23 protein-coding genes are annotated in these 23,023 nt (G+C 70.9%); 13 read left to right on the top strand and 10 right to left on the bottom strand.

Annotated elements, in window-relative coordinates; translation table 11 throughout:
* The first annotated feature begins 39 nt into the window (after positions 1 to 39).
* Genes AC0IZJ_RS24050 through AC0IZJ_RS24060 form a run of 3 tightly spaced genes read left to right on the top strand, consistent with a single transcriptional unit; the run spans position 40 to position 3,594 of the window.
* The gene (locus AC0IZJ_RS24050; protein WP_471854103.1) at positions 40 to 1,494 is read left to right on the top strand and encodes a c-type cytochrome; all 1,455 of its coding nucleotides are present in this window, start codon (positions 40 to 42) and stop codon (positions 1,492 to 1,494) included.
* 31 nt (positions 1,495 to 1,525) lie between these two features.
* Positions 1,526 to 2,428, top strand: a complete 903-nt coding sequence (locus tag AC0IZJ_RS24055; protein ID WP_471854104.1) for a lactate/malate family dehydrogenase — start codon at positions 1,526 to 1,528, stop codon at positions 2,426 to 2,428.
* Between the two features lie 11 nt (positions 2,429 to 2,439).
* Positions 2,440 to 3,594: an endo-1,4-beta-xylanase gene (locus AC0IZJ_RS24060; protein ID WP_471854106.1), complete on the top strand. Its 1,155-nt coding sequence runs from the start codon at positions 2,440 to 2,442 to the stop codon at positions 3,592 to 3,594.
* Between the two features lie 286 nt (positions 3,595 to 3,880).
* On the opposite strand, the gene AC0IZJ_RS24065 is transcribed toward AC0IZJ_RS24060, so the two are convergent.
* A complete protein-coding gene (locus tag AC0IZJ_RS24065; RefSeq protein WP_471854107.1) occupies positions 3,881 to 4,846 on the bottom strand; it encodes an alpha/beta hydrolase in 966 nt (321 codons plus the stop codon).
* 249 nt (positions 4,847 to 5,095) lie between these two features.
* On the opposite strand from AC0IZJ_RS24065, the gene AC0IZJ_RS24070 reads away from it, so the two are divergent.
* From AC0IZJ_RS24070 to AC0IZJ_RS24080, 3 genes are read left to right on the top strand one after another with little or no spacing between them, the layout of a single operon-like run.
* Entirely contained in the window at positions 5,096 to 5,965 is an 870-nt protein-coding gene (locus AC0IZJ_RS24070) for an alpha/beta hydrolase family protein (RefSeq protein WP_471854108.1), read from the top strand.
* 8 nt (positions 5,966 to 5,973) lie between these two features.
* A complete protein-coding gene (locus tag AC0IZJ_RS24075) occupies positions 5,974 to 6,663 on the top strand; it encodes a lipase secretion chaperone (protein WP_471854109.1) in 690 nt (229 codons plus the stop codon).
* Between the two features lie 34 nt (positions 6,664 to 6,697).
* Positions 6,698 to 7,543 carry a helix-turn-helix domain-containing protein gene (locus AC0IZJ_RS24080; RefSeq protein ID WP_471854110.1) on the top strand — a complete coding sequence of 282 codons (846 nt, stop codon included), beginning with the start codon at positions 6,698 to 6,700 and terminating at the stop codon, positions 7,541 to 7,543.
* Positions 7,544 to 7,576: 33 nt separating this feature from the next.
* On the opposite strand, the gene AC0IZJ_RS24085 is transcribed toward AC0IZJ_RS24080, so the two are convergent.
* Positions 7,577 to 8,713, bottom strand: a complete 1,137-nt coding sequence (locus AC0IZJ_RS24085; protein WP_471854111.1) for an acyl-CoA dehydrogenase family protein — start codon at positions 8,711 to 8,713, stop codon at positions 7,577 to 7,579.
* Positions 8,714 to 8,770: 57 nt separating this feature from the next.
* Positions 8,771 to 10,075, bottom strand: a complete 1,305-nt coding sequence (locus AC0IZJ_RS24090; RefSeq protein ID WP_471854112.1) for a hypothetical protein — start codon at positions 10,073 to 10,075, stop codon at positions 8,771 to 8,773.
* A 178-nt stretch (positions 10,076 to 10,253) separates the two neighbouring features.
* Here AC0IZJ_RS24090 and AC0IZJ_RS24095 point away from each other — a divergent pair, with 178 nt between their 5' ends.
* Both AC0IZJ_RS24095 and AC0IZJ_RS24100 read left to right on the top strand, forming a co-directional pair.
* Positions 10,254 to 12,008, top strand: coding sequence for a sensor histidine kinase (locus AC0IZJ_RS24095; RefSeq protein WP_471854113.1), 1,755 nt, complete (start codon positions 10,254 to 10,256; stop codon positions 12,006 to 12,008).
* The gene (locus AC0IZJ_RS24100; protein ID WP_471854114.1) at positions 12,005 to 12,367 is read left to right on the top strand and encodes a response regulator; all 363 of its coding nucleotides are present in this window, start codon (positions 12,005 to 12,007) and stop codon (positions 12,365 to 12,367) included. The genes AC0IZJ_RS24095 and AC0IZJ_RS24100 overlap by 4 nt, the downstream gene beginning before the upstream one ends.
* Before the next feature lie 246 nt (positions 12,368 to 12,613).
* Here AC0IZJ_RS24100 and AC0IZJ_RS24105 read toward each other — a convergent pair whose 3' ends face one another.
* From AC0IZJ_RS24105 to AC0IZJ_RS24130, 6 genes are all read right to left on the bottom strand, one after another.
* The gene (locus tag AC0IZJ_RS24105) at positions 12,614 to 13,084 is read right to left on the bottom strand and encodes a MaoC family dehydratase (RefSeq protein WP_471854115.1); all 471 of its coding nucleotides are present in this window, start codon (positions 13,082 to 13,084) and stop codon (positions 12,614 to 12,616) included.
* Between the two features lie 182 nt (positions 13,085 to 13,266).
* Positions 13,267 to 13,932 carry an SDR family oxidoreductase gene (locus tag AC0IZJ_RS24110; protein WP_471854116.1) on the bottom strand — a complete coding sequence of 222 codons (666 nt, stop codon included), beginning with the start codon at positions 13,930 to 13,932 and terminating at the stop codon, positions 13,267 to 13,269.
* Positions 13,929 to 14,558 (bottom strand): LysE family translocator, encoded by a 630-nt coding sequence (locus AC0IZJ_RS24115; protein ID WP_471854117.1) that lies wholly within the window; start codon positions 14,556 to 14,558, stop codon positions 13,929 to 13,931. The genes AC0IZJ_RS24110 and AC0IZJ_RS24115 overlap by 4 nt, the downstream gene beginning before the upstream one ends.
* A complete protein-coding gene (locus AC0IZJ_RS24120; protein WP_471854118.1) occupies positions 14,558 to 15,736 on the bottom strand; it encodes an acetyl-CoA C-acyltransferase in 1,179 nt (392 codons plus the stop codon). The genes AC0IZJ_RS24115 and AC0IZJ_RS24120 overlap by 1 nt, the downstream gene beginning before the upstream one ends.
* A 46-nt stretch (positions 15,737 to 15,782) precedes the next feature.
* Complete coding sequence (locus AC0IZJ_RS24125; protein WP_471854119.1) at positions 15,783 to 16,580, bottom strand: hypothetical protein; 798 nt, start codon at positions 16,578 to 16,580, stop codon at positions 15,783 to 15,785.
* On the bottom strand, positions 16,577 to 17,425 hold the full coding sequence (locus tag AC0IZJ_RS24130; RefSeq protein WP_471854120.1) for an AraC family transcriptional regulator: 849 nt from the start codon (positions 17,423 to 17,425) through the stop codon (positions 16,577 to 16,579). Before AC0IZJ_RS24130 ends, AC0IZJ_RS24125 begins: the two co-directional genes overlap by 4 nt.
* A 61-nt stretch (positions 17,426 to 17,486) precedes the next feature.
* On the opposite strand from AC0IZJ_RS24130, the gene AC0IZJ_RS24135 reads away from it, so the two are divergent.
* Together AC0IZJ_RS24135 and AC0IZJ_RS24140 are read left to right on the top strand one after the other, a co-directional pair.
* Positions 17,487 to 18,845, top strand: a complete 1,359-nt coding sequence (locus tag AC0IZJ_RS24135; protein ID WP_471854121.1) for a cytochrome P450 — start codon at positions 17,487 to 17,489, stop codon at positions 18,843 to 18,845.
* The gene (locus AC0IZJ_RS24140; RefSeq protein WP_471854123.1) at positions 18,842 to 19,228 is read left to right on the top strand and encodes a hypothetical protein; all 387 of its coding nucleotides are present in this window, start codon (positions 18,842 to 18,844) and stop codon (positions 19,226 to 19,228) included. Before AC0IZJ_RS24135 ends, AC0IZJ_RS24140 begins: the two co-directional genes overlap by 4 nt.
* On the opposite strand, the gene AC0IZJ_RS24145 is transcribed toward AC0IZJ_RS24140, so the two are convergent.
* Positions 19,219 to 19,482, bottom strand: a complete 264-nt coding sequence (locus AC0IZJ_RS24145; protein ID WP_471854125.1) for a DUF3297 family protein — start codon at positions 19,480 to 19,482, stop codon at positions 19,219 to 19,221. The genes AC0IZJ_RS24140 and AC0IZJ_RS24145 overlap by 10 nt on opposite strands.
* 89 nt (positions 19,483 to 19,571) lie before the next feature.
* Here AC0IZJ_RS24145 and AC0IZJ_RS24150 point away from each other — a divergent pair, with 89 nt between their 5' ends.
* From AC0IZJ_RS24150 to AC0IZJ_RS24160, 3 genes are read left to right on the top strand one after another with little or no spacing between them, the layout of a single operon-like run.
* Positions 19,572 to 20,111: an ECF-type sigma factor gene (locus AC0IZJ_RS24150; protein WP_471854127.1), complete on the top strand. Its 540-nt coding sequence runs from the start codon at positions 19,572 to 19,574 to the stop codon at positions 20,109 to 20,111.
* Complete coding sequence (locus AC0IZJ_RS24155) at positions 20,108 to 22,678, top strand: protein kinase domain-containing protein (protein WP_471854129.1); 2,571 nt, start codon at positions 20,108 to 20,110, stop codon at positions 22,676 to 22,678. Before AC0IZJ_RS24150 ends, AC0IZJ_RS24155 begins: the two co-directional genes overlap by 4 nt.
* Before the next feature lie 10 nt (positions 22,679 to 22,688).
* Positions 22,689 to 22,988, top strand: coding sequence for a hypothetical protein (locus AC0IZJ_RS24160; RefSeq protein WP_471854131.1), 300 nt, complete (start codon positions 22,689 to 22,691; stop codon positions 22,986 to 22,988).
* Positions 22,989 to 23,023 lie beyond the last annotated feature (35 nt).

Consider the following 23,023-nt stretch of genomic DNA (forward strand, 5'->3'; position numbering starts at 1 on the left):
CGGGCCGCACGCCGCGGCCGAGGACGCAAGGACACCCCCATGAACCTCACTCACCCCACCTGGTTCAACGCGCTGCTGACCGTGGCCCTGGTCATGTCGGCCTGCGGCGGCGGTGGCGACACCGCCCCTGCTGCCGCGCTGGACGAAGACGGCTGCACGCTGACCGACGCAGCCGCGCTGGCCGCCTCCCAGCCCACCGCCCTGTGCCGGGGCAAGGCCAACTTCAACGACCGCCAGTTGGTGGGCATGGGCGGCAACGGCCGGGCCTGCGCCGACTGCCATTCCCCCGCCGACCGCTTCCAGCTGAGCCCGGCGAAAGCGCAGCAGCGGCTGGCGGCCATGATGGCCACGGGCATCGACGACCCGCTGTTCCGCCCCATTGACGCCGATGACTTCCGCGTGCTGGGCGCCGCAGCGCGCGACTTCACCAATGTGACCGTCAACGGCCTGGTGCGGGTGACCCTGCCGCTGCCAGCCAACGTGAAGCTGCTGGACTGCGGCGCCGCCGTGCCCTGCCCCGCCTCGGCCCAGCCCACCGCCGAGACGCAGGCCGACATCTGGCGCGCGGTGCCGTCCATCCTGGACGCGCGCCTCACCGGCCCCGACGGCCAGCAGCCGGCCTGGCCACGCGGGCCCAACCCCAGCGGCGGCTACCAGCTGGATGGCCGCATCGACACGCTGCAGGCCCAGGCGCTGAGCGCACTGCGCAGCCATGCCGGCACGACGGTAGACGCGCCACCCGCATTCCTGGACGACCTGACCGTCTTCCAGAACGCCATGTTCTCCAGCCCCGGTGTGAAGCTGCTGGCTGCCGCCATGGATGCAGGCGCCGCCACGCTGCCCGACCCCGACCCCGTGCTGGACGACCTGGAGCGCCTGGGCAAGCAGGTCTTCAACCGCGCCTGCGCCCAGTGCCACGGCAACCTGGGCGCCCACCCGAGCGGCAGCGCACCCATCCGCCAGGGCATCGCCGGCACGCCGACCTTGCTGGTGCGCTATCACGACATCCTGACCGCCTGCCCCCGCCCCGTCGACACGGTCAGCCCACCGCGCTTCCTGTTCGCTCCCTGCAGCGCCAGCCAGATGGAGAACGTGCGCACCTACCAGATCACCAACAGCGGCACCCCGCCCTCGGGCACTGCCTGCGGCGGCGCCGCGCCCCAGCCGCCGTGCGTGACACGTGTCACCACGTCGGACCCCGGCCGACTGCTGATCACGGGCTACCCCGCGCCGGGCGGGCCGGGCGACATCCAGAAGCTCGACATCCCCAGCCTGCGCGGCATTGCGCAGACAGCGCCCTACTTCTCCAACAACACCGCCGCCACGCTGGAGGAGATGCTGGAGCACTACAAGCAGTTCTTCAAACGCGTGCAAGTGCAAAACCCCGCCGCGCCACTGCTGACCACGCTGCCCGGCGTGACGCCGCCCGTCATCGACCGGCCCTTCAGCGACGCCGAGACACCGGCGCTGCTGGCCTACCTGCGCAAGCTGTGAAGACCCGGCGCGGCGGTTGATACTGCCGGGCATGAAGGCACGCATCGGCATCATCGGCACGGGCTGGGTCGGCACCAGCGTCGCGTTCTCCACGCTGCTGGCCGGGCATGCGCGGGAGCTCTGGCTCTACGACCCGCGCGGCGCGGTCGCCGAGGGCGAGGCCATGGACCTGGCCGACGGTGCGGCCTTCTACCCGCGCTGCGCGGTCAGCGCCGTGCCGCTGGCGCAGATGCGCGAGGCCGACATCGTCGTGCTGGCTGCGGGCCGCAACGGCCGGCCGAACGAGAGCCGGCTGGACCTGCTGCGCGACAACGCCCGCATCGCGGCCGATATCGGCCGCGGGCTGGCGGGCTTTGGCGGCATCGTCATCGTCGTGACCAACCCGGTCGACATCCTGACCCGCGTGGTCACCGACGCCAGCGGGCTGCCGCCGGAGCGCGTCATCGGCACCGGCACGCTGCTGGACACCGCACGGCTGCGCGAGCGGCTGGCACTGCGCCTGGGCGTGGCGCCGCAGTCGGTGCACGCGCAGGTGGTGGGCGAGCATGGCGACTCGTCCGTGCCGCTGTGGTCGGGTGCCCGCGTGGGCGGCGTGCCGCTGCGCGACTGGCCGGGCTGGCAGGTGAGTGAAGAGGCGGCGCTGGCCCAGGCCGTGCGCCGCGCCGCCTACGAGGTCATCCAGCGCAAAGGCGCCACCAACCACGCCATCGGCCTGGTCACGACCGAACTGATCGGCTGCATCGTCGGCGACGAGCACCGGCTGCTGCCGGTCAGCCGCGTGCAGAGCGACGGCGTGGCGTTGTCGCTGCCGGCGCTGGTGGGCGCGGGCGGGGCAGTGCAGGTGATGGCGCCGGCCATGGATGCGGCCGAGCGCGAGGCGCTTGCGGCATCGGGCGCGGTGTTGTCGCAGGCCTTTGCCTCGCTCGCCGGTTGAGGGGCGCAGTCATGCCTGGAGCTCTTCCTGACCGTCGCCGCCTGCTGCTGGGCGGCCTGGCCCTCCCCGTGCTGAGCGCCTGCGGCGGCGGTGGCAGCACGGGCGCTGCGCCCAGCCCTGCGCCGGCCCCTGCACCAGCGCCTGCGCCTGCAGATGTCCCCGCGCTGAAAACGCACTTCGCCGCCAACTTCAAGATCGGCATGGCCGCCGACCCCGGCAGCTACAAGAACGCGATCGCCAATCCGGTGATCCTGAAGCACGCCAACTCGATCACCGGCGAAAACTGCTTCAAGCCGGCCAGCCTCGGCATCTCGCCCGGTGTCTACAACTGGACGACGGCGGACGAGCTGGCCAGCTTCGCAGCCGCCAACGGCATGGTCGTGCGCGGCCACACGCTGTGCTGGCACTCGCAGACGCCCGACTGGTTCTTCACCGGCACGGCGGCCGAGGTGCGCGCCCGGCTCGAGACCTACATCCGCGACGTGGTGACGCATTTCAAGGGCAAGGTCGCCTGCTGGGACGTCGTCAACGAGTGCACCAGTGACGACGCCGGTTCGGCCTGGCGCAACTCCCGTTGGCTGCAGATCCTCGGGCCCGACTACATCGAGCACGCACTGCGAGCCGCCCGGGCCGCCGACCCCGATGCCAAGCTCTTCATCAACGACTACGGCACCGAAGACCCGGCCAAGCTCTCGCGACTGATGACCATCGTCGCCGACCTGCAGGCCCGGGGTGCACCGCTCGACGGCGTGGGCCACCAGCTGCACGTCAGCACTGCGTCGCCCACGGCCGCCAATGTCGACAACGCGCTGCGCAGCGTGGCCAACAAGGGCCTCGTCAACCACGTCACCGAGCTGGACGTGTCGCTCTACAACGACCCCGGCTCCTGCTTCGCGAGCCGCACCGGCTGCGCGGCCGACATCACCGGCGACCCCACGCTGCTGGCCGCCGCCCTCAAGGCGCAGGCCCTGCAGTACCGCGCGCTGTTCAACGTCTTCAAGCGGCACGCCAGCCTGCAGAGCGTCACCACCTGGGGCATTGCGGACAACAGCACGTGGCTGTCGGGCTTTCCCATTGCGCGGGGGAATCGGCCGTTGTTGTTTGACGTTGCCGGGGCCGCCAAGCCGGCAGCGCGCGCGATCACGGATGACGGCTATGTGCCTTAAGGGGAAAAACCGTACGGCCAACAGCCGCAAGTTCCGACAAGAATCTCACTAGGCCATCTACACGCGGCGCCAACGCTGATGGGAGGTGCTCGGCAACACCATGGGCTTGTGGTGGCCGGGCGCCATACCGCTGTGGCGTTGCCGCTGCGGTTAGGTCAAAAGCCCTTTGGTCATGCAGGCAACTCAGCCCTCGACTGAACTTCCGCGAATTCACGAATTCACGAATTCACGAATTCGCTGACCGTGCCCTTGCGCTGACCTCGCTGCCGCGCCCGCTGCGCCCCTGTCAGTCGATCTTCTTCTTGCGCAGCTCCCAGGCCGCGTCGGTGCACAGGCCGCACTGCGGGCCGATGAAGGCGCGCGCGGCCTGCTTGTCGCCGCGCAGCTGCCAGTCCAGCCACGCCACTACGGCGGCAGCCGCCTTGCCGCCGTGAGGCTGCATGTAGGTGCCGCCGTGACCCACGCCGAGCAGGTTCGCAACGGCGACCGGCACATGACCGATGCGGGCGAAGTCGTCCATGCCGTTGGCGTAGGCGATGTCGCTCGGGCCGCCGAGCACGTAGAGCGTCGGCGTGTGCAGCTGGTCGAGCAGCGACTTGGGCTGGTCCATCTCCACGTGCTTGATGCCGGTGCCGGGGATGAAGAGGCCGCTGTTCATGACGACGACCGTCTTCACGCGCGGATCGGGCGCCACGCGCAGGGCCTGGATGCCGCCGCAGCTGAAGCCCGAGACGGCGATGGCCTTCGCGTCTAACCTGCCGAAATAAGGGCTCTTGGCGTCGGCGTTCTGCGCCAGCGCCCAGTCGATGGCCGCGAGCAGGCCGGTGTAGCTCGTGGGCGGCGGCGGGAAGACCGGCCGGCCTTCGGCATCGAGCTGGCGCGGCGGCTGAGGCTGCGGCGGCGCCGTGACGCCGGGGCCTGAACGGATGCGGCCGAGCGCCACGGCCACGTAGCCGTGGGATGCGATCTCGAGCAGGTGCATGCGGGAGCTGGCGCCGTCGTCGGAGCAGGCGCCGTTGCCGAAGACATAGAGGCCGAGTTGCCCCGGCTTGACGTCCGCGAGCTTCGCCGGGCGGTAGACGACGTGATCGGGCAGCGAGGCCACCTCCTCCTTCAGCGCTGGCCACGGGCCGCTGACCGCGGTGTCGGGCGGGTCGGCCGGCGTGGCGGGTGCCTGGGCATCGGCCGTCAGGGCAGCGCAGGCCAGCAGCAGCGACGAGACAAAACGGGGAGGCAGGCGGAATGAAGTCATGCGCGGCAGTCGGAGTGGCGGGGCGGCGGATTCTGTGCCGCCCCGTCCGGCCGCGGCGGGCGCAGCGAGCCAGGCGAACGATGAAAAAAATTAGGTGCCCGATACCGGTTTGCCAAGCCGGCGCCCCAGCGCGAGGGCGGGGAGGGTTTGCCGCAGGCGTTTCTAGGGGGCTGGTGGTGCGCTGCGTACAAGCCTGCGCCGCCGTCCTTTCCTAGACTGCCGCGCGTCCCACCCCCCACAGGAGTCTCCATGAAACAGCCCGTCTCGCTGGGCCGTGCCCTGCACATCACCGCAGTGTCGGCTGCAGTGTCGGCCGCCCTCGGCCTCGCCAGCGCGGCCTCCGCGCAGATCGGCCCGGACCCGACTTCGGCCAGCCTCAACGCCGCCGCCGGCGCGTTCAGCGTGTCGACCTCGTCGGTGAGCCTGCCGCGCGGCTTCGGTGGCGGCACCATCTATTACCCGACGACCAGCGGCCAGTACGGCGTCGTCGCCATCAGCCCGGGCTTCACCGCCACCCAGTCGTCCATCGCCTGGCTCGGCCGGCGCCTGGCCACGCACGGTCTGGTGGTGATCACCATCAACACCAACAGCACCTATGACCAGCCGGCCAGCCGCGCCACGCAGCTGATGGCGGCGCTCAACCACGTCGTCAACAGCTCGAGCAGCACCGTGCGTGCCCGCGTGGACAGCAGCCGGCTGGCCGTGGCCGGCCACTCGATGGGCGGCGGCGGCGCGCTGATCGCGGCGCGGAACAACCCGACGCTGAAAGCCGCGCTGCCGCTGACGCCGTGGAACAGCAGCACCAACTTCTCCGGCGTGACCGTGCCGACGCTGATCGTCGGCTCCGACGGCGACACCGTCGCCCGCGTCGCCAGCCATGCGCGGCCGTTCTACGCCAGCCTGCCGGCCACCACCTTCAAGGCCTATGCCGAACTGAACGGCGCCAGCCACTTCACGCCCAACAGCACCAACACGCCCATCGGCCGCTACGGCGTGGCCTGGATGAAGCGCTTCGTGGACGCCGACACGCGCTACTCGCCTTTCCTCTGCGGCGCGCCGCACCAGGCGTATGCGACCTCCGCGGTGTTCGACCGCTACAGCCAGAACTGCCCGTACTGAGCGCGGTGATGCGGTCCAAGCGTCGCTGGCCGCTGCTGGCCGTGGTGGCTGCCTGCCTGCTGGGCGCGCTCGCCTTCGTCGGATGGCAGCGCACTCAGCCAACGGGCGCGGTGGCTGAGCCGGGCGGCACCGCCTTCCCGTGGGCCGCAACACCCCTGCCGCGTGAGGCTGCGGCATCGGCCGCCACGGCAGCCGTCGACATGGCACCCATCGCCACGGCGACGACTGCCGTGCCGCCATCTGCGGGCGCCTTCCGCACCGATGCTCAGGGCAAGCTGGTTGTGGACAGCGCATTGCGGCTGCGCGCCGAGGAGCTGCTGGCGCTGCACGACGGGCCGGACCTGGCCGCCCGCCTCGACGCCGAGCTGGCCGTGCTGCCGCCGGCCGCCGCCGTAAGGGCGCGCGACCTCGTCACCCGCCTGGACGGCTACCAGGCAGCCCAACGCGCGGCCTTCCCGCCCGGCGAAGCGCCGCTGGTGCCCGAGGAGGGCCTGGCCCAGCTCGATGCGATGCAGGCGCTGCGCGTCAGCCACTTCGGCGCCGACGCTGCGCAGCGCCTGTTCGGCGAGGACGACGCGGTGGCGCGCCGGCTGCTGCAGTTGATGCGCGATGAAACCGATGCGTCGCTCAGCATGGAGCACAAGGCGATGCGGGCGCAGGCCCGCTACGACCTTGAACGGGGGACAGCGCGCCGTTGACACCTGCCGGCGGGTCTCGGAGCATCGCGGCCCGATGACCGAAACCCTTGCCGCGACACGCCTGGGCCTGCTGGGCGACTGCTTCATCTACGCCGCGCCGGCGCTGGACTCCAGCGTCTGCCGGCACTCCGTCACCCTCGCCTGCGCGCTGACCGCCGAGCCGCTGACCGTCACCGTCGCCGGCCGGCGGTGGCAGGGCCGGCTGCTCGCCGTGCGGCCGTTCGTGGCGCGCCACATGGCCTCGGCCGGCCAGCCGGCGGTGCTGATCGACCTGGAGCCCCTGCACCCCCGGTACAGCGCGTTCAGCCGCCCGGCCGGCGCCGAGCCGGTGCTCGCCCTCGACGACCAGCGCTTCACCGGCCTGCTGGCCTGCGCCGAGTCCTTTGCGCTGCAGGCCCGCAGCGGCCGCCAGCTCCAGGCCGCGTTGCAGTTGCAGATCGGCGACCTGGCGGACAGCCTCGGCCGCCATGAGCCGCCCGACCCTCGCGTGGTGCAGATGATGGCGGCGCTGCGGCTGGACCCGGGCCTGAGCCTGGCCGCCCTGGGCCAGCCGGTCGGCATGTCGGCCACGCGCGCATCGCGCAGCTTCGTTGAAGCGTTGGGCATCACGGTGCGGCAATACGCGCTGTCCGTGAAGATCCGGCAGGCCGCCGGCCTCTACGGCAGCGGCCGGCCGCTCACCGAGGTGGCCCAGATCGCCGGCTTCACCGACTCCGCCCACCTCGCTCGCGTCTGGCGGCGCTGCTACGGCGGCTCACCGTCGCACTTCTTCGCCGAACACCGCAGCGTGGAGAACGGGCGGGTGGAGCATGCGTGGCGACAGCAGGTCCGGTGGGGTGGACCGGCTGAGCGCCGCACCGTGGCGCCCGGGAGCCGGTAGCGCCCCAGCGGCCGAGTCCACGGCGCGCCTCGCTCAGCCTGCGGCCAGCGCCCGCCCGATCAGGATCTTCTGCACCTCGCTCGTGCCCTCGTAGATCTGGCACACCCGCACATCGCGGTAGATTCGCTCGACGGGGAAGTCGCTGAGGTAGCCGTAGCCGCCGTGGATCTGGATGGCGTCGGAGCAGACGCGCTCGGCCATCTCGCTGGCGAAGAGCTTGGCCATGGCCGCCTCCTTCAGGCACGGCCGGCCAGCGTCTTTCAGACTGGCGGCATGCCAGATCAGCTGGCGCGCGGCTTCGATCTGCGTGGCCATGTCCGCCAGCTTGAACTGCACGGCCTGATGCTGAAAGATCGGCTGGCCGAAGGTGACACGGTCACGGCTGTAGCGCAGCGCCGCTTCAAACGCCGCACGCGCCATGCCGACCGACTGGGACGCGATGCCGATGCGCCCGCCCTCCAGGCCCGACAGCGCGATCTTCAAACCCTGGCCTTCGTCGCCCAGCCGGTTGGCGGCAGGCACGCGGCAGTTCTCGAACAGGATCTGCGCCGTGTCGCTGCTGTGCTGGCCCATCTTCTCCTCGATGCGCGCGACCGTGTAGCCCGGCGTGGTGGTGGGCACGAGGAAGGCGCTGATGCCCTTCTTGCCGGCGGCCTTGTCGGTCACGGCCATGACGATGGCGACGTCGCCATGCTTGCCGCTGGTGATGAACTGCTTGACGCCGTTGAGCACGTAGTCGTCACCCTCACGAACAGCCGTGGTGCGCAGGCCGCCGGCCTCGGAGCCGACGTGCGGCTCGGTCAGGCAGAAGGCGCCCAGCATGTCACCGCGCGCGAGCGGCTTGAGGAAGCTCTCCTTCTGGTCCGCATTGCCAAAGCCCATCAGGATGGAGCAGACCGGGCAGTTGTTGACGCTGACGACCGTGCTGGTGCCGCCATCGCCGGCGGCGATCTCTTCGAGGATGACGGCCAGGGCCAGGTAGTCCAGCCCCGCGCCGTCCCACTCAGCGGGCACGGCCACGCCGTAGCAGCCAAGGCTCGCGAGACCCTTCAGCTGCTCGGCCGGGAAGTGGTGGTTCTTGTCCCAGGCGGCGGCGTGGGGGGCGATCTCGGCCTGCACGAAGGCGCGGATGGCGTCTTGCACGGCGAGGTGGTCTTCGGATAAGAGCATGGTGAGCTCGACCTGTGGTTTTGGGGGTGAGCCATTGTCCAGCCGCGCGAGCTGACCCTACAGCGCCGGCAGCCTGATCGGGTCGCGCATGCCGTTCACGCCCAGCCGCGCCTGGCAGCCCGCAAAGTGCTGGCCTTGCGCAGTGCGCTCGATGCGAACCGCACCCGGCAAAGGCTGGCGCTGGACCGTCGCGAGCAGCGTCTGGCGCAGCAGTTCCAGATCAACCTGGCGGGCAACGTAGCCCGTCAGGTGACCGCCCGCCGTGTCGAGCAGCCAGTGCGTCACCGTGTTCCGCCAGACGGGCCAGGGTGTGGGGGTTTCGACCCAGGGCTCCGTCTGCAAGGCTTCACACGCGGCCGGCCCCGCTGCCGGCACCGTCGCCAGGCGCCCCACCCAGCGGGCGTCACTGTCTTGCCGGCTCTGCTCGGGCATCGAACCCAGCGCGAACCGGCACAGCTGACGGTCCAGCCACGACACCGCCGGCCTGCCCTCCGCGTCCTTCGCCTGGTGGCAGCCGCGCACCGGGTCCACCAGGTCGCTGATCACCCCGCGGCCGTACTGGGCCTCGTGGGGAATCCAGTTGCGCGGGCTGAGCGTGAGCGCCGGCAGCGGCTTCAGCAGCGCCACCAATTCGGCGCGATCCAGGCCCCGCAAGGCAATCACGTCACCTGCGAGCACCCAGTTGTTCTGCACCGCGGTCAATCCGATCATCGTGCCGATGAGGCTGCGTGAACCCTGCAACGCGCGGCGGGCGAGTTCGTCGGCACGGGCCAGCAGCGCGAGCGCGCGGCTGTCGTCCTTTTCCAGCACGGCCTGCATGCCGAGCCAGCGCACGCACGAGGTCAGGCCGGCCAAGCGCGGCATGGGCAGGGCCGCGAAGGGCCGAGTGGCCAGCGGTCCATCGTCGGGTCGCAGCGGCCACGCCTCCTCCTCCCAGGCCAGCATCTGCGCAATGCGCTCGCAGCGCTCGCCGAGCACGGCGGCCGTGCCCAACTCCTGGCGCAGCGCCGCCGCCTGGTCGTGCCAAAGCCTGGCGCAGTCGCTCCTGCTGGCACGGCAGTTCCACAACTCGCCCGTCGGCAAGCGCAGCCGGTCGCCAGCGGGCGGCGGCAATCCCTTCAACGCGGCCTGGCCAGCGGCGAGGATGTCGGCGCCATCCGGCGCATCCCATCCCTGCACGGCGACGAAGGCGTTGTGCTCAGGCGCCACATGCACCGGCCGCAACAGCAGCTCCGGCGGCACCGGCTGCGGCGCCGCATCGGCCCAGCGGCCGTTGCTGGCCACCCAAGCCAGTGCCAGCAGCAACAACAGCCCCAGCAGACCGAGCCCCAAACGGCCCAGCACCTTGAACACACGGCGCATCGGCGCGTCCTCCCTCACGGCCGGCAGCATAAGCAGGCGTCAAGCCGGCAATGCAGGTGAGTTTTCCCGTCGGCACGCCAGAGGTTCCGCCGGCGGCAGTCGCTGTGCATACTGGGTCATGGTGAGTTCCGCCCCTGCTTTCACTCCGCCTGCCGCGCTGCCACGTGGCGCGCGGCGCGTGGCCTGGTTGTTGATCGTGATGGCGGTGCTGCTGGCCGCGCTGGGCTTGTTCGCCGTGACCTCGCTGTCGGCGGCGCGTGCCTATGTGACCGGCGAGAGCCAGTGGTCGCGCGCGCAGAAGAGCGCCACGCTGGCCTTGTTGATGTATCTGCAGTCCGGTGACGCGGCGCAGTTCCAGGTGTTCGAGCGCGAGATCGCCGTGCCGCTGAGCGACCGACGCGCCCGCGAGGCGATGGATCGCGGCAGCGACCACGACGCCGAAGCCGTCCAAGCTTTCATTGACGGGCGCAACCATGCGGACGACGCGCCCGGCATGGTGCGGCTCTACCGCTGCTGCCGCAGCCTGCCCTACATGGCCGACTCCGTGGCCATCTGGCGCGAGGCCGACAAGTTGATCGCCGAGCTGACCGCGCTGGCCTACCAGGCCCGCGCCCTGCCCGCCGCCGACCGTGCCGCGCTGCAGCCCCGCGTGCTGGCGCTGGATGCGCGGTTGACGCCGATGGAGCAGGCCTTCTCCGACAGCCTGAGCCTGGCAGCACGGCTCACCGGCACCGTGTTGAACGGCCTGCTGATCGTCTGCGCCCTACTCTTCGGCCTGATCGCCGCCGGCCTGGTGCTGCGCCGCGCCCGCCAGGACCAGGCCGCCAGCCAGGCCTTGCTGCGCAGCGAGGCGCTGTTCCGCTCGCTGTGGGAGACCAGCATCGACGGGGCCGTCATCATCGACGTCGACAGCCAGATCCGCTTTGCCAACCCGGCCATCCACACGATGCTGGGCCATGCGCCCGGCAGTCTTGCCGGCCAGCCGCTGTCCGTATTGCAACCCGAGGCGCTGCGTGCGCCGCACGTTGCCGGGCTCGCCCGCCACATGTCCACGGGCGAAAAGCAGCTGAACTGGCGCGGCGTGGAAGCGCTGGCCCGTCACGCCGACGGGCGCGACCTGCCGGTGGAGATCCGCTTCGCCCGCTTCGACCTCGATGGCGAAGCGCTGTTCGTCGGCTTTCTGCACGACATCACCGAGCGCAAAGCCGCCGAGCGCGCGGCTGCCGAACACCGCCGGCTTCAGGCCGCGGACCGGGCCAAGTCCGAATTCCTGGCACGCATGAGCCATGAACTGCGTACGCCGCTGAACGCCATCCTCGGCTTTGCCGACCTGCTGCGCACCGGCCGCAGCGGGCCGGTCACCCCGGAGCAGGAGCGGCAGCTCGGCTTCGTGGCCAGTTCCGGCCGCCATCTGCTGGCCCTCATCAATGATTTGCTGGACCTGTCGCGCATCGAGGCTGGCCGCGTCGAACTGAGCCTGGTGCCACTGGACATCGCCGCGGTGGCGGCGGATGTGGCCGGCCAGCTGCGGCCGCTGGCCGAGACGCGCGGCCTCACGCTGACGCTGGCGATGGCGCCGTCGCTGCCCTGGCGGGGCGACCGCCTCAAGCTGACCCAGGTGCTGCTCAACCTGATTGGCAATGCAATCAAGTTCAGCGAGCAGGGCGAAGTCGAAATCAGCGCGGGGCTTGAGGACACGCGCCTCGTCATGGCCGTGCGGGACCACGGCCCAGGCGTGCCCGAGGCGCAGCGCACCCTGCTCTTCCAGCCCTTCCGCCAACTCGATGGCGGGCTTGCCCACGCGCAGGAGGGCACGGGGCTGGGGCTCTACCTGAGTGCCCAGTTGCTCGGGTTGATGAATGGCAGCATCCGCCACGAGCCGGCCGAAGGCGGTGGCTCGCGCTTCATCATCGAGCTGAAAGCATTGCCGTGACGCACGTCCTGCTCGTGGAAGACAACGACCTCAATGCCTACCTCGCACGCTATGTGCTGGAGGCTGACGGCTTTGAGGTCGAGTGGGTGGTCAACGGCCAACTCGCCCTGGAGGCCGCCGCCGCGCGCCGGCCCGACGTCGTCCTGATGGACATGCGCATGCCGGTGCTCGACGGCTACGAGGCCACACGCCGCCTCAAGGCCGACCCGGCCTTGTGCGACGTGCCGGTGCTGGCGATGAGCGCCCAGGCCCTGCCCGAGGAAAAGACCCGCGCGCTCGCCGCCGGCTGCGACGCCCACATCGACAAGCCGGTCGACGTGGCCACGCTGGCCGCGCAAGTCAGGGCATGGCTGAAGTGAGTTCCGTCGCTCGATGGATGAACACTGCTTTCGGGCCGAGCGCCGGGCCTGCCACGGGCCAGAGGCCCATGGCCTTCCGTAGGCACAAGCAGTCCGCAGGGACTGCTTGTGTCCGACTCCAGTTCGCCAAGCCGGCCCGCCCTGGCGATGTGCTTGCGGCTCAACGCCGCAAGCATCGCCGTCCCCCTGGGGGACCGGCTGGGAACGCCGGCGTTCAGCGCGGCGGGACCGGACGAGGGGCAGCGTTCAGTCCTGCCCGTCCTTCACCAGCAGCGTGCCACGGCCGATGACGCAGGGGTGGGCGTGGCGCACCGTGGCGCGGCCGTCGGCGTGGAAGAGCCAGCCGCCCAGTGAGGCATTCCATTCGACGCTGGCCACACGCCAGTGCAGCACCAGTTCCTGCTCGGCAAACACCGGCGCCTTGAACGAGAAGTTGAAGTTCAGGCACAGCAGCTCGCGCTCCTGGCCGTCTTCGCTGCGCGAGAAATGGCTGGCAGCAAGGCCGATCATCAACGCCGTCGTCTGCTGGCCGCTGGCGATGATTTCGCCGTGGCGGGCGCGCTGGGCGGCCTGCACATCGTGGTGCAGCGGGTTGCTGTCACCGGTCACGCGGGCAAAAGTGGCGATGTCTTCGCGCGTGAAGCGCACGGTGCGCTCGCAGGTTTCGCCCACTCGCACGAGTGTGCTGGTGCCGGCTTCGGCAAGGGTGGCGTCCATCATTCCTCCTGGTACTTCAATTGGGGGGCGACTCGGCTCGGGACCCGTCTGACGCGGTCAATATAAGCAAGCACGATGCCCGGGATATGACGTTAGCAGCCGCCACGCCATGCCCAGAGGTAACAAATCCTTGCTTCGGTGACGCCTGGCAACCGGCGTGCCTGCCGGTAGCTCGCCCGCCCTTACCAGGCCAGCCTCTGCCCGTCGTAATTGAAAAACGAGCCCGAGTCGCCCGGCTTGACGCTGGCCAACACGGTGCGCATGCCGGCAATGCTGGTGGCCACATCGATGTCGGCGCCGGAACCGCCCATGTCGGTGCGCACCCAGCCGGGGTGAAAGCTGATGACGGTGGCCTTGCCGGCCAACGCCAGCGAGGCGTCCTTCATGACCGAGTTCACGGCCGCCTTGGAAGCCCGGTACAGCCAGCCGCTCGTGCCGGCGCGCAGGCCGATCGAGCCCATGCGCGACGACAGGATGGCCACGCGCGCGCCCGGCGCCAGCGCCTCGGCGATCTGCGGCAGCAGGCGCATGGGGCCCAGCACATTGGTGTGCATGACGGCGTCGAAGTCGGCCACGGTGGGCGTCTCCAGGCCCGCGGTGTCGGGCCCGTAGACGCCCGCATTGATGACGACGACGTCAAAGCGGTTGCCGTCGATGAGCCCGGCCAGGCTCGACGCGCTGGCCTCGTCGGCCACGTCCAGTTGCAACGCGCGCGCGCCGTGCTCGCGCAGCTTGTCCAGCGCGGCTTCGTCACGCGCCGTGGCGGTGATGCGGGCGCCGGCCGCGCGGTACTGGCGGACGAATTCAAGACCGAGACCGCGCGACGCGCCGATGATGAGGACGTTCATGGTTTGGTGATGGCCAGTTTCGCGGCGAGCAGGGTGAAAAGACCGGCGCCGCCCAGGTTGAGACCACGCCCCACCCAGGGCTGCGCCCGGGCACGCCGCAGCTGCGCGACCAGGGCGATCAGCGCCAGCATGAAGAGCAGGCCCTGGACGATGAACCAGGCGCCGAGGAAGAGGAAGGCCAACGTCTTGTCGGGCGCGGCGGCGTCGATGAACTGCGGCAAGAGCGCGAGGAAGAACAGCGCCACCTTGGGGTTGAGCGCATTCGTGAAGAAGCCCTGCCGCGCCGTGCGCCACAGTGATTGCGGCGAAGCCACTTCATCGGTCGCCGCCGCAGGCTTGAGCCCGGCCTTGGCCATGCCCCAGGCCACGTAGAGCAGATACGCCGCACCCACGTACTTGACGACCGCAAACGCCTCGGCCGAAGTCGCCAGCAGCGCCGCCAGCCCGAACGCCGCCGCCAGCGTGTGCAGCACGCAGCCGCTCATGATGCCCACCGCCGCCGCCACGCCCTGGCGCCAGCCACCACGCAGCGTGCTGGCCACGGCGTAGGCCATGTCGACGCCGGGCGTCGCGTTGAGGACGAAGACGGTGGCGGCGAACAGGGGGAGGTCGTGGGTGCCGAGCATCAGAGCAGCTCGACCGCCATTGCCGTGGCCTCGCCGCCGCCGATGCACAGCGCGGCCAGACCGCGCTTGAGGCCGCGGGCCTTGAGCGCACCCAGCAGCGTGACGACGATGCGCGCGCCGCTGGCGCCGATGGGGTGGCCCAGCGCGACCGCGCCGCCATTGACGTTGACGATGTCATGCGGCAGCTTGAACTCGGCCATCGCCGCCATCGTCACGGCGGCGAAGGCTTCGTTCACTTCCCACAGCTCCACGTCGGACGCCTGCCAGCCGGCCTTGGCCAGCGCCTTCTGGATGGCACCGACGGGGGCGGTCGTGAACCAGTCCGGCGCCTGGGCGTGGACCGAGTGGCTGACGATGCGGGCGACCGGTGTGAGGCCACGTGCCTTGGCCGTGCTCTCACGCATCAGCACCAGCGCGGCGGCGCCGTCGGAGATGCTGGACGAGGTGGCGGCGGTGATGGCGCCGTCCTTCTTGAAGGCGGGCTTGAGCGTGGGGATCTTGTCGAGCTTGGCCTTGAAGGGCTGCTCGTCGAACTTGACGACGGTGTCGCCCTTGGGCGAGCTGAGCGTGACGGGCGCGATCTCCCAGTCAAAGGCGCCGCTCTCGTTGGCCGCCTTGGCGCGCTGCGTGGACGTGATGGCGAACTGGTCCATGGCCTCGCGGCTGAAGGCGTATTTGCTGACGCACTGCTCGGCGAACACGCCCATGGCCTTGCCGCGTTCGTAGGCGTCTTCCAGGCCGTCGATGGCCATGTGGTCGAACACGGCGCTGGCGCCGTACTTGATGCCCTTGCGGGCGAACATCAGGTGGGGCGCGTTGGTCATGCTCTCCATGCCACCGGCCACGACGACCTCGGCCGAGCCGGCCGCGAGCATGTCGTGGCCGAACATCATGGCGCGCATGCCGGAGCCGCACATCTTGCTCAGCGTCACGGCGCCGGCCGAATCGGGCAGGCCGGCCTTGCGCATGGCCTGGCGGGCGGGCGCCTGGCCCTGGCCCGCCATCAGGCAGTTGCCCATCAGGACTTCATCGACGGCATCGCCCGGCACGCCGGCACGCTCGACCGCCGCTTTGATGGCGACCGCGCCCAGCTCCCAGCCGGCAAGGCCGGCGAAATCACCCAGCAGGCCGCCGATGGGGGTACGGGCGGCGGACACGATGACGATGGTCTCGGACATTTTGTGGACTCCGTTGGTAGACGAAGCCGCGATTCTCGCGCGAGCTTCAGCGCAATGTCGCCTGCGGCACGATGCCGCACTCGGCAGGGCGGACATCGGGCTTCAGCCGTCGCACCGAGCTGCAGAACTCGTTCCAGAAGGCGCGCGTCCAGGCCGGCTGGCGTTGCGCGAAAAGTCTTGATGCCGGCATGAAATAAGGCAGGCGGGCTACCGGCGGTGCCCACTCGACGAGGCTGGCGCGCTGCTCGGGCCGCAGCGCCTCGCGCGTCGTCAGCAACAGGTCGAAACGGCCGGCCAGCAGCATGCTCACTTCAGCATCCAGCGATGCCACGGCTTCGACCTGCCAGCCGCGTTCCCGCGCCACGGTCTGCTGCACAGAGCCCGCGATGACGCCCACGCGCCAACGTGCATCGAGGCGCCGGCCGTTCCAGCCGGGATCCGGCCTGGTGCCGGCAGGGCCGAACAGCGACAGGTTGCCGAACACCGGCGCCCAGGCCAGGTCGGGCCGGCCGCTGGCGTCGAGCGGGAAGCTCAGCGTCTGCAGGCGTTCGGCCGTGACGCCGTAGAGCAATGCGAAATCAAGGCTGCCCTGGATCAACGAAGCGCTGAGGCGCCGGCCTGGCAATCGCACCAGTTCGGCGGTGCATCCCAGGCGCTCGAGGGCATCCCGCACGGCCACGACTTCCCAGCCCGGCGGCTCGGCGAAGCGGCTGCCCTGGCCCATCAGGCCGGGCGGCGTGGCGCTGTCGTTGAAGCCGATGCGCAGCGGCTGCGGACAGGCCGGCGCGGCGGCGGCCGAACCCCAGGCGCAACACGCCAGCAGCGCCAGCAACAGGCGCTTCATCGCCACAGCCGGTAGGCCCAGAAGGCCTCCTCGACCTGGATGCGGCGACGCAGGTCCTCGGGGCTGAAGCCGGTCAGGCGGCGCGTCTCGCGGCAGAGGTGGCTCTGGTCGGCGTAGTCGGCCCCTGCGGCGATATCGGCCCAGTTGAAGCCGGGCTGCCCCTCGGCGGCTGCCACGGCGTAGAAGGCGCTCTCGGCCCGCGACACGGCGCGCAGCTCGCGCATCGGCAGGCCGGCCCAGGCCTTGATGCGGCGCTCCAGCTGGCGCAGGCTGCGGCCGGCCGCGCTGGTGGCGGCACGCACGGCCAGCGCCTCGGTCCAGGCGGCGTAGCGGTGGCCTGGCTGCTGCGTGCCCAGCGCCTGCCAGCGCGGCAGCAGAAAGGCTTCCAGCAACTGCAGGCGCGCGGCGTCGTCCGGCGCGGCGGTCATGCGCGCGGCCCAGTCGCACCAATCGGGCGGCAGCACCTCGTGCACGTCGACGACCCGGTTCACATGCCGGTCAAGCGCAATGCCGGTCAGCGCCGTGAAGGCGTCAGGCAGCATCAGCAGCTTGAAGGCCCGGACGTCGCCCGTGCTGCGCGTGTGCGTGGGCAGCGTGAACGGGCCGCCGAACATGGCGGGCGCGTGGCGGCGCTCAGGCGGCGGCACTGAAAAGCCGGGCGTGGCCAGCCAGTCGCTGCTGCCCTCGGCCCACCAGAACAGCTGCACCAGCGGCGTCGCGGGGAAGTAGTTCTCGCGCGCTGCGGCACTCAGCGCACGGCCGCGCGTGTCGCGCAACATCACGCCACGCACGCAGCCGGCCAGGGCCAGCGGTGGGAGCCAGAGATGGGTGCCTGCGTCATCCATGGGGGATCAGTGTCGCATTCGTTCAAGACCGCCCGGGCTCGGCGGCGCAGCATTCAGCTCCATGACAGCCACGACCTGGAACGACCTCCCAAGCCACCCCACCCGCTGGTGGGGCCTGCCCGTGTTGATGGCGATGCGCCGCGACTACCTCGCCGTCATCTCTGCACAGCGCCCGCTCGGCGACCTGGTGGCACAGACCATCCTGGGCGAGCGCGGCGTGGACGTGTTCGACCCCGACCTGCTGCGCGCCATCATGGTGGACCACGCCGACGCGCTGGTGCGCTGGCAGCGCGGGCCCGAGGTGTTCGCCGAGCTGATGGGCCAGTCGGTACTCGTCACCGAGGGCGCTACCTGGCAGCGCCAGCGCCGCATGCTGATGCCGGCCTTCACGCCCAAGCGAGTGGCTGGCTACGCGGCGCTGATGACGGAGGCCGCCGTGCAGGGGCTGGACGCGGTGCGCCCCGGCGAGGTGGCGATGGACGCGCTCTTCAGCCACCTGACGATGGACGTGATCTCGCGCACGTTGTTCAGCACGCCCATTGGCAACGACACGGGCGCCGCGGCCCAGGCCGTGCAGGTGCTCAGCGAGACGGCGCTGGCCGAGATGTTCTGGCCCTTCACGCTGCCCGACTGGCTGCCCCTGCCCGGCAAGGCGGCCAAGCGCCGCGCCGGCAAGCTGCTGCACGGCCTGCTGGCCGGCCACATCGATGCGCGGCTCAAGGCCGGTGACGACGGCAGGACCGACCTGCTCGGCATGCTGAAGGCGCTGCGCGACGAAGCCACGGGTGAGGCGCTGTCACCGCAGGAGGTCTACGACCAATGCATGGTGAGCTTCCAGGCCGGCCACGAGACCAGCGCGACGGCGCTGCTGTGGTGGAGCTGGCTGCTCGCCGCCCACCCCGAGGTGCAGGCCCGGGTGCGTGCCGAGGTGGACGCTGCGCTGGCCGGCCGCGTGCCGACGCCCGAGGACGTGGCCGCCCTGCCCTGTCTGAGCGCCACGCTGAAGGAGGCCATGCGCCTGTACCCGCCGGTGGCCGGTCTGCTGACGCGGCGGCTGAAGCGCGACATCACCGTCGGCGGCGTGCGCCTGCCGGCCCGCACCCTCGTGCGCGTGACGCCCTGGCTGCTGCACCGCGACCCGCGCTGGTGGCCGGACGAGCCGCTGCGCTTCAAACCCGAGCGCTTCCTGCCCGGGGCTGCGGAGATCCCGCGCGGCGCCTACATCCCCTTCGGCATCGGCCCGCGCGTCTGCCTCGGCCAGCATTTCGCGGTGCTGGAGATGACGCTGATCGCCGCCCTGGTGCTGCAGCGCTTCGAGCTGGCGCCTGTGGGCACGGATGCGCCGAAGCCGCGCATGGCCGTCACGCTGCGACCGGAGAAGGGGCTGACGCTCAAGCTCAGCGCACGGAGGCCGGCATGAACGCCTGGCTGCTCGGCGCCGCGGCGCTCGTCTTCCTGATCGGCCTTGTGCATTCATGGCTGGGCGAGCTGCGCATCTTTCGTCACCTGCGTGAAGCGGGCGTCGTGCCCACCGGTGGCGCGCCGGTGCTGCGCGCCTTCCAGACGCGCATCCTGTGGGCGAGCTGGCACCTCGTGACGGTGATGGCCTGGGCCTTTGCAGCGCTGCTGCTGTGGCTGGCGCAGCCAGCAGCCCAGGCTGCGTCGGGCGGTACTGTCGAGGGCGCCATTGCCGCGGCTCTCACGGCCGGCGCGATCCTCGTGCTGTGGAGCAATCGCGGCCGGCATCCGGCCTGGATCGCGCTGCTGGCGGCAGCCGCGCTGATCCTGATGTCTCAGCGATAAAACGCTTCGACCGCACCCTTGAGCTTGATGCACAGCGGCCGGCCCTTGCGGTCCAGCGTCTTGCCGGCGGGCACCTTGACCCAGCCTTCGCTGATGCAGTACTCCTCCACGTCGTTGCGCTCCTTGCCGTTGAAGCGGATGCCGATGTCGTGCTCGAAGACGGCGGCGACATGGTGGGGGCTGCGCGGGTCGACGCTGAGGTGGTCGGGGAGATCCGGGCGAGTGGCGGGGCGGGTGGCGGGGGCGTCGGACATGATCGTTCGGGTGCGGTGAACAGGGCGCGCATTGTCGCGCGCCAAGGTGGGGGTTCCCTGCGTGCGCGCTCGCGTGCAGCATGGCACCCATGACGGAGATCACCCTGCTGCTGACGGCCCTCGCCAGCGGCGACGCGCAGGCCCGCGACCGGCTCTACACGCTGCTCTACCCCGAGCTCAAGCGCCTGGCGCGCAGCCACCTGGCCGGCCACGCGCCCATGACGCTGGAGCCGGCGGCGCTCATCCACGAGGTGTGGCTAAAGAGCGCGGGCCGCGAAGGAGCGTTGCACCGCGCCCAGTTCTTCGCACACGCGAGCAAGGTCATGCGCAGCGTCATCGTCGACCACGCACGCGAACGCAACGCCGACAAGCGCGGCGGCGGCGTGGCGGACGTGACGCTGTCCACCGCCGCGATGGACCAGCTGGGCGCCCCTGACGTGCTCAAGCTCGACGAGGTGCTGCAGACGCTGGAGCGCGCCGATGGCCGGGCGCACCAGGTGGTGCAGATGCGCTTCTTCGGCGGGCTGGAGATGGAGGAGATTGCCGAGGTGCTGGGCGTGTCGGTGCCGACGATCAAGCGCGACTGGCGCAAGGCGCGCGCGTTCCTGTTCGACGCGCTCCAGACGTGAACACAGAAGACCGGGCCGACGCGCTGGCGGCCTTCGATGCCTGGCAGGACGCCGCCCCCGCCGAGCGCGAGGCGCTGCTGGCGGAACTGCCACCGGCGCAGCGCAAGCGGCTTGAAGCCCTCATCCAAGCCGACCGCGCCGCCGAGGCGCTGGACTTTCTCGCCGAGCCCGCGCAGATGCCCCACGCGCCCGAGCTTGCCGGCCAGGTGCTGGGCGCATGGACACTGGTAGAGCCGCTGGGCAGCGGTGGCATGGGCGAGGTCTGGCGTGCGCGGCGCAGCGACGGCGCGCACGGCGGCGAGGCCGCGATCAAGCTTTTGCACAGCCCCTGGCGCGGCGAAGGCGCAAGGGCGCGCTTTCGCCGAGAGGGCGAGCTGCTGGCGCGGCTGACCCACCCGCACATCGCCCAGTTGCTGGACATCGGCGAGGCCCGTCTTGGCGGCCTGCCCACGCGCTACCTCGTGCTGGAACTCGTGGCGGGCGAGCGCATCGACGCGTGGTGTGAAGCGCAGGGCCTGAACGCCGAGGCCCGGCTGCGGCTCTTCCTGCAGGTCTGCGACGCGGTGGCTCACGCGCATGCCAAGCTCGTTGTGCATCGTGACCTCAAGCCCGGCAACATCCTCGTCACCGACGCGGCTCAGGTGAAGCTGCTGGACTTCGGTGTCGCCAAGCTGCTGGACGATGACACCGGCCCCGAGTTGACGCGACAAGCCGCCGCCGGCCTGACGCCGGAATACGCGGCGCCCGAGCAGTTGCGCGGCGAGCCGGTCAGCACGGCCACCGACGTCTACGCGCTGGGCCGGCTGCTCTGCCTGCTGCTGACCGGCCAGCGCGAGCCGGGGCCGAAGCTGCGCGGCGAGCTGGCGCTGATCGTGGCGCGCGCGGTGAAAGCGCGGCCTGAAGAGCGCTATGCCGGCGCCAGCGCCCTGGCCGATGACGTGCGCCGCCATCTGGACCACCGGCCCATCGCCGCCAGGCCCGACTCCCTGGCCTATCGCAGCGCCAAGTTCGCGCGGCGCTACCGGCTGCAGCTCGCAGCGCTGGGTCTGGTGCTCGCCAGCCTCATCGCCGGCGTGACGGCCGCCACCTGGCAATGGCGCGAAGCCACTCGCGAGGCCGAGCGCACCCGGCGCGTGCAGAGCGTGCTGACGGAACTGCTGACCGGCCTCAGCCCCGACGCATCGGGCAGCGCGACGGTGCCCATGATCGAGCTGCTGCGGCGCAGCTGGGCCGAGGCCAAGCGGCGCCTGGGCGACGACCCGGCGCTGCTGGCGGACGTGGCCCGGCCGCTGGGCTTGCTGCTGGTGCAGAACGGCGACCCGGCGCTGGCACGGGAAGCGCTGCAGATCAGCCGTCAACAGGCCGCACGACAGTCCGCACATCGGGGCCGCAGCATCAGCGGCGAGCAGCGGGAGGTCGCTTTCGAGCTGGCCACGGTGCTGCGCCACCAGGGTGAACCGGCGCTCGCCGAGCCGCTGTTGCGCGACCTGGCCTCATCGGGCAATGACGAGTTCGCACTGTTCGCGCGCGCCAGCCTGGGCGAGATGGCACTGGAGGCGGGCCGGCTGGACGAAGCGCGAGCGCTGCTGACCCAGACCGTGAAGGAAGCAGAGGTCAAGCACTCGGTGCAGCACCGCGCGTATGTCAAGGCGGCCGACCTGCTTGCCGCGGTGGCGCGTGCGCAAGGCCAGTGGGGCGAGGCCCGACGCTGGTTTGAAGCGGTCGCGACGGCTACCGAATCCGCACGGCCGGTGGACGCCGCAGTGGCGCGCCTGTCAGCCGCCACGCTGGAGGTGGAACTGGGCCGCTACGCGCAGGCCGTGCCGCTGCTGCGCGACGCAGTGCAGACGCTGGCGCGCGTGATGGGTGAGGTGCATACGCACACGCTCTACGCACGCGCCTGGTGGGCCACGGCGCTGTTCCACCACGGCGAGCCTGAGGCCGCCGTGATGCAGGCCAGGCGCGCGGTGGCGGATGCAAGCGCTTCTGCCGACCCGGACACGCGCCCGCTGCTGGGCCTGATCCTGGCGCGGCTGGAGCTTCGCGCCGGCCAGCTGGCCGAAGCCGAGCCCCGGCTGCGAACGGCCTGGGATCACTTTTCACCCATCAAGGGCTCGGTCTCGGCCTGGCGCGCGCAGGTGCTGCTGGGCGAAGCCGCGCTGCGGCGCGGCCGGGCACAACAGGCGCTGCCTCTCCTGCAGAACGCGCACGCCAGCGGCGCGGCCGAGCCCGCCGACCGTTGGCTGGGACTGGCGCTGCTGGGTGCGGCCCATCTTGAACTGGGCGAGGATGCAGCCGCCAAGCAGCACTTTGATGACGCTGCCACGGCGGCGGACCTGGGCCTGCCACCCGGCCACCCCGACCGCCTTCGCGCGCAGGCGCTTGCGGCCGTGGCGGCCTGGGCACTGTCGGCCGATGCCCGGCCGCGCGCCCTTGCCGTGCTGGCGCAGTACGGCCATGCGCTGGACACTCGGGCCGATGCGGCCCGAGTCAGGGTCGAGTTGATGTCGCTGTCCTCTTCCACACGCCCACCCCGGGCGGCCTACCTTGCGCTGCTGCGCTACTGAAAGGACTTCCATGCGCAACTTCATTGCCTATCCGCTGGGCATGCTCCTCAGCTTGGGTGCGGCCGTCGCGACCGCCAACACGGCCGCACAGGCAGCTGCTGCCGAAACGCCCAAGGTCAAGGCCGCGCCCGCCGCCAGCGCGACGGCTGCGGGCACCGGCGCCGGCACCGGAGCGGTGCCCAACGCCGGCGGGTCCGGCGGTGGCGTCGGCAGCAACAAGGGCGTCAGCGGCCAGCAGATCGGCCCCAAGAAGCCCAAGTGCCCCGATCCGACAAAGGTCTGCCCGAAAGAGCAGGTGATCAGTCAGTAGGGCGCAGGCGGCTGGCGGCCGCCTGCACAGCCTCT

It is taken from the genome of Roseateles sp. AC306 (assembly GCF_979253795.1).

What these genes read in the sequence shown, in the direction of transcription:
- AC0IZJ_RS24050 (WP_471854103.1), top strand. Translation starts at nt 40, where the DNA reads ATGAACCTCACTCACCCCACCTGGTTCAACGCGCTGCTGACCGTGGCC.
- AC0IZJ_RS24055 (WP_471854104.1), top strand. Translation starts at nt 1,526, where the DNA reads ATGAAGGCACGCATCGGCATCATCGGCACGGGCTGGGTCGGCACCAGC.
- AC0IZJ_RS24060 (WP_471854106.1), top strand. Translation starts at nt 2,440, where the DNA reads ATGCCTGGAGCTCTTCCTGACCGTCGCCGCCTGCTGCTGGGCGGCCTG.
- AC0IZJ_RS24065 (WP_471854107.1), bottom strand. Translation starts at nt 4,846, where the DNA reads ATGACTTCATTCCGCCTGCCTCCCCGTTTTGTCTCGTCGCTGCTGCTG.
- AC0IZJ_RS24070 (WP_471854108.1), top strand. Translation starts at nt 5,096, where the DNA reads ATGAAACAGCCCGTCTCGCTGGGCCGTGCCCTGCACATCACCGCAGTG.
- AC0IZJ_RS24075 (WP_471854109.1), top strand. Translation starts at nt 5,974, where the DNA reads ATGCGGTCCAAGCGTCGCTGGCCGCTGCTGGCCGTGGTGGCTGCCTGC.
- AC0IZJ_RS24080 (WP_471854110.1), top strand. Translation starts at nt 6,698, where the DNA reads ATGACCGAAACCCTTGCCGCGACACGCCTGGGCCTGCTGGGCGACTGC.
- AC0IZJ_RS24085 (WP_471854111.1), bottom strand. Translation starts at nt 8,713, where the DNA reads ATGCTCTTATCCGAAGACCACCTCGCCGTGCAAGACGCCATCCGCGCC.
- AC0IZJ_RS24090 (WP_471854112.1), bottom strand. Translation starts at nt 10,075, where the DNA reads ATGCGCCGTGTGTTCAAGGTGCTGGGCCGTTTGGGGCTCGGTCTGCTG.
- AC0IZJ_RS24105 (WP_471854115.1), bottom strand. Translation starts at nt 13,084, where the DNA reads ATGGACGCCACCCTTGCCGAAGCCGGCACCAGCACACTCGTGCGAGTG.
- AC0IZJ_RS24110 (WP_471854116.1), bottom strand. Translation starts at nt 13,932, where the DNA reads ATGAACGTCCTCATCATCGGCGCGTCGCGCGGTCTCGGTCTTGAATTC.
- AC0IZJ_RS24115 (WP_471854117.1), bottom strand. Translation starts at nt 14,558, where the DNA reads ATGCTCGGCACCCACGACCTCCCCCTGTTCGCCGCCACCGTCTTCGTC.
- AC0IZJ_RS24120 (WP_471854118.1), bottom strand. Translation starts at nt 15,736, where the DNA reads ATGTCCGAGACCATCGTCATCGTGTCCGCCGCCCGTACCCCCATCGGC.
- AC0IZJ_RS24125 (WP_471854119.1), bottom strand. Translation starts at nt 16,580, where the DNA reads ATGAAGCGCCTGTTGCTGGCGCTGCTGGCGTGTTGCGCCTGGGGTTCG.
- AC0IZJ_RS24130 (WP_471854120.1), bottom strand. Translation starts at nt 17,425, where the DNA reads ATGGATGACGCAGGCACCCATCTCTGGCTCCCACCGCTGGCCCTGGCC.
- AC0IZJ_RS24135 (WP_471854121.1), top strand. Translation starts at nt 17,487, where the DNA reads ATGACAGCCACGACCTGGAACGACCTCCCAAGCCACCCCACCCGCTGG.
- AC0IZJ_RS24140 (WP_471854123.1), top strand. Translation starts at nt 18,842, where the DNA reads ATGAACGCCTGGCTGCTCGGCGCCGCGGCGCTCGTCTTCCTGATCGGC.
- AC0IZJ_RS24145 (WP_471854125.1), bottom strand. Translation starts at nt 19,482, where the DNA reads ATGTCCGACGCCCCCGCCACCCGCCCCGCCACTCGCCCGGATCTCCCC.
- AC0IZJ_RS24150 (WP_471854127.1), top strand. Translation starts at nt 19,572, where the DNA reads ATGACGGAGATCACCCTGCTGCTGACGGCCCTCGCCAGCGGCGACGCG.
- AC0IZJ_RS24160 (WP_471854131.1), top strand. Translation starts at nt 22,689, where the DNA reads ATGCGCAACTTCATTGCCTATCCGCTGGGCATGCTCCTCAGCTTGGGT.